Here is a 4,070-nt window from a genome sequence, read left to right as displayed (position 1 = left end):
GCGGGCTCGAACCACCGACCCCTTGCTTGTAAGGCAAGTGCTCTCCCAGCTGAGCTAATCCTCCGAAGTTTTGATGTTGTTATTTCTTCGTAGCATCCCTGTTTCTTCCTCTGCATGTACAATCAATGATGTCCATGCGTCGAAACAACTCGATGCTTTCCCTTAGGTGAAATCGCTCGTAGCTGAGCTAATCCTCCATTATTGGTGACCCGTAGGGGATTCGAACCCCTGATACCGCCGTGAAAGGGCGGTGTCTTAACCACTTGACCAACGGGCCATTATCAATTATTGATGTCTCCGAAACGAATACCTCATTAACGACATTTAATAATATACAATAAAGTATAATAATCTGCAATAGTTTTTTTGGAAATTATATAAACTTTTGAGTTTATATATTTCATAGTAATACCCGTGCTGTTTAATTTAAGTGTGGATATAGTCATGTCGTATGTTATCAAAGAGTAATAATTTTAACTAGCATACATCATTTTTCAAACGGCTTTCTGCAAAGGACAAGATAATGATAACACTACCATTTTCACATATCCTATTTTACCAGACAAATAACTGAAAAACGATCTTAAAAATAACCTTCCTTAATACATGAAAGGAGTAGTGTTGAAGTGCTATACAAAAAGACAACTTCGATCGTACCCATCGATATCCTATTTATTTTTGTTTATAAACTTATTAAAGAGAAGCTTGGAGTGAGAACACCCCTTTCACCTAATCAATAAAAACATACGAAATATGAAACAGTTGCTTACAAAGGACAACTACTAGAGATACAAATCAATTTCAATATTCATTTCTTAAAATTTAATACAAATTCAGAATGACTTTTTCGCTTTATTTTGAACATGTTATTAATATACATAATACTTGTTGCAACTCCATTTGACCGCATTCCCTTCTGTGGTTACTCGTTGCAAAATCATTTACTGGTTTTCAGCTTGACATAAGTATGACATCCTTTCTTGCTTCACTTCGTTCGCATTCAGGGTGTCTTCTTTGCTACGGACGAACCAACTAAGCCTCGAGCCAACAGGATGTTGGTCACCTAAGCGTTGCCTTAGAACGTGACGCCATTAACATTTGTTCCTTAAAACTGGAGTGCTCTTTAGGTTTTGAAATTTCGACTGTCCGGTTTTCTCGCAAGGATCAGCAATAGTTCACCGAAAACCAACGAGTTGTCTCGACAAATAGGCTTCAAAGCATACGCTTGTAAAAGAAGAGAAATTCATGCACTCTCATATTTCGCCCAACTACATAATGAAAAGAACTTGTTCACTTTACAGCTATACAATTTTCATATTTGCAATGTTAGTGAACCCCATTCGAAAGGAATAAGTTCGATATTTGTAGAAGTTCTCTTTTTATGGTCATAGAAGCGTTGAACCACGCAGGTTAAGATTCAAGATATCAATTCCAATATATAAGATTTTAGATATGAAAGCGAGGGGAAAAAATGGCCGTTCTAGAAGTGAAACATTTAAAGAAATCGTTTGGTACCATTCACGCTGTCCAAGACATCAGTTTTTCAGTCAATGCTAGCGAAGTATTCACCATCATTGGTCCAAACGGTGCAGGAAAAACAACAACTTTGGAAATGATTGAAGGCTTAGTTCCGCCAGATCAAGGCAAAATAACCTTTGGTGAATTAAACTGGGATAAACATGCCAATAAGATTAAACAGAAAATTGGTGTACAGCCTCAATCTAGTGCATTGTTTGATTTATTAACACCTGAAGAAAACTTAAATCTCTTTTCGTCATTTTATAAGAAAGCCCGCCCTACTGAAGAGATCCTCGAATTGATAAACCTAACTGATCACCGAAAGAATCAGGTAAAAAAACTATCCGGCGGGCAACGCCAACGACTAGCAATTGGACTTGCGATGGTTAGCGACCCAGAAGTTATCTTCCTAGATGAACCAACCTCTGGCCTTGATCCGCAAGCCCGTCGTAACATATGGGATATCATCTTACAACTAAAGGAACTTGATAAAACAACGATTCTAACAACTCATTACATGGAAGAAGCCGAAAAATTAAGTGATAGCGTTTGTATCATTGATCAAGGAAAAATTGTTGCATTAGATACCCCATCCGCACTCATTGAAAAGTTAACAGACGAACGAGAAATACGGTTATCTTTCCTTGATGGCTTAGCTGCTGCAGAGGATGCAAATCTTTTTTCTGAAAACCTTCCATCTATTACTCGTACAGAACGACTAGAAACATTATTAAAACTATGGACACCGAATCCTGAAGATACGTTATATGACCTATTTAGATTTACGAAAGAAAGAAATTTCAAGTAGAGCAAGTCTCCATTCGTGAAACGAGTTTGGAAGATGTCTTTATTGCGTTTACCGGAAAGGAATGGAGGGATTAAGTTGAACAATATGAAACAATTTAAACAAATGTTCATTGCTCAATTGAAATTAACTTTTCGTGAAAAACAATCTTGGTTTTGGGGAATATTTTTCCCTGTAATTTTAATGTCTATTTTTATGGTTATTTTTAGCGGAAGTACAGAAGATGATTTTTCTGCAAGTGTTGCTATCATAGATGAAAATCCAAATACAACATCAGAAATGTTTCACAACCAATTAAAACAAATTCCTGTCCTTGAAATGGAAACTAGTGACCCAGTATCTAGAGAAGAAGCAGATGAGCTTATAAAAAATCAGGATGTGCATGCCGCCATTATCTTACCCGAATCTGCAGATGCGACTTCTATTCACCTTATCGTAAACAAAGAAAATGAACAAGATATGACAACACAAGCTTTATCAGGGATATTAGAGCAATTTATACAACAGGCCAATTTATATGCTGTTGGTGCAACTCCTAAATATGAATTACAATTTGAGTTCATTACATCCGGGAGTAACGAATTAAGTTATACTGACTTTCTTCTCACTGGTATGATTGCTTTAGCTATAGCACAAGGCGGTATGTTTGGGATGGTTGACCTAGTAGAATTGCGTCGCAAAGGGGTAATAAAAAGGTTACGTATGACTCCTGCTAATATGAATCTTTTTGGCTTAAGTGATATGGTTATGCGGTTATTATTTAGCGTCGTTCAAATTATTTTACTGTCCTTTATTGGCGTATTTATATTCGGGGCTAACTTATATATTAACTTTCCAAGTCTGGTTATCGTCTTCCTATTAGGTTCTCTTTCTTTTAATGCCTTAGGATACTTTTTCTCTTCGTTCAGTAAAACCTCTGAGGCTTATATGGGAGTGGCGAATATTGCAAGCTTTATCATGATGTTTTTGAGCGGTGTATTCTTTCCCATTGAAACAATGCCTGAATGGATTCAGCCAATATCAAATATTCTGCCACTCACCTACTTTGTTGAGGGCTTAAGAGAAAGCATGATTTATTCAACAAATGTGTTTTCGGGAACGCTTTGGTCTGGAATTGCGATTATGATCTTGTGGGGCGTTATTACATTTATCATTGGTTCATGGTTATATAAAAGAGGCTCTATCATTTCAACGAGATGATGGATGTAAAGAACTTACTTTAATGGTGGATAGTTGAACTTTGCATTATTCAGTACCCCTTATTTCAAACGTACATTTATACAAAACTCAATGAAGTGCCTTAAGTTTAGACTAATTGTTACCTAGGCACTTCAATTCTAATTATTAACTGGATTGCATTCAGAATATCTCTAGCCAAATTTGACTTTTCCAATTCTCAAAGGATCTCAGTCAGAAGGGACGTTGTAAACAAAAGTGCACACGTTTCCAAAACTTTAATAGCATTCGCTTTGATCTTTCGAACAGTATCAAGAGCTTGATTGATCTTTTGCACAACATGGTACTTATCAATCACAACTGGGATATCAGGAAACAGTGTCGCCTGCCTTGCCGCATCCTACTCTCATAGGGGAGCACCTCCAACTACCTTCACCAGGCTGCGGAATCCGATTAACGACGAATTCCTTCGTCACCTGCTCTCTCATAAGAAAAGTACAAGGCGCCCGCCTATCGGCGACTAGCACTGCCTCTTCCTCTGCTAGCTTTGCTTTGAAGTGCATCCGTCGAG

At 37.4% G+C, this 4,070-nt stretch carries 3 protein-coding genes and 1 tRNA gene; 2 read left to right on the top strand and 2 right to left on the bottom strand.

All coding sequences use genetic code 11. The features are described from left to right. Window positions 1-202: 202 nt before the first annotated feature. Window positions 203-277, bottom strand: a tRNA-Glu gene (locus HNQ41_RS16440). Between the two features lie 1,194 nt (window positions 278-1,471). On the opposite strand from HNQ41_RS16440, the gene HNQ41_RS16435 reads away from it, so the two are divergent. Both HNQ41_RS16435 and HNQ41_RS16430 read left to right on the top strand, forming a co-directional pair. Further along, window positions 1,472-2,326, top strand: a complete 855-nt coding sequence (locus tag HNQ41_RS16435) for an ABC transporter ATP-binding protein (RefSeq protein WP_246421765.1) — start codon at window positions 1,472-1,474, stop codon at window positions 2,324-2,326. A gap of 84 nt (window positions 2,327-2,410) precedes the next feature. Then, window positions 2,411-3,523, top strand: a complete 1,113-nt coding sequence (locus tag HNQ41_RS16430) for an ABC transporter permease (RefSeq protein WP_246421766.1) — start codon at window positions 2,411-2,413, stop codon at window positions 3,521-3,523. A gap of 196 nt (window positions 3,524-3,719) precedes the next feature. Here the strand turns inward: HNQ41_RS16430 and HNQ41_RS16950 are convergent, their stop codons facing one another. Next, on the bottom strand, window positions 3,720-3,878 hold the full coding sequence (locus tag HNQ41_RS16950) for a transposase (protein WP_425506993.1): 159 nt from the start codon (window positions 3,876-3,878) through the stop codon (window positions 3,720-3,722). Between the last annotated feature and the right edge of the window lie 192 nt (window positions 3,879-4,070).

This window comes from Texcoconibacillus texcoconensis (genome assembly GCF_014202575.1).
Lineage (GTDB): Bacteria > Bacillota > Bacilli > Bacillales > Salisediminibacteriaceae > Texcoconibacillus > Texcoconibacillus texcoconensis.
This window is presented reverse-complemented; position numbering and strand designations above follow the sequence as displayed.

Excerpts from the sequence above, each read along its gene's own strand:
- HNQ41_RS16435 (WP_246421765.1), top strand. The coding sequence starts at position 1,472 with ATGGCCGTTCTAGAAGTGAAACATTTAAAGAAATCGTTTGGTACCATT.
- HNQ41_RS16430 (WP_246421766.1), top strand. The coding sequence starts at position 2,411 with ATGAAACAATTTAAACAAATGTTCATTGCTCAATTGAAATTAACTTTT.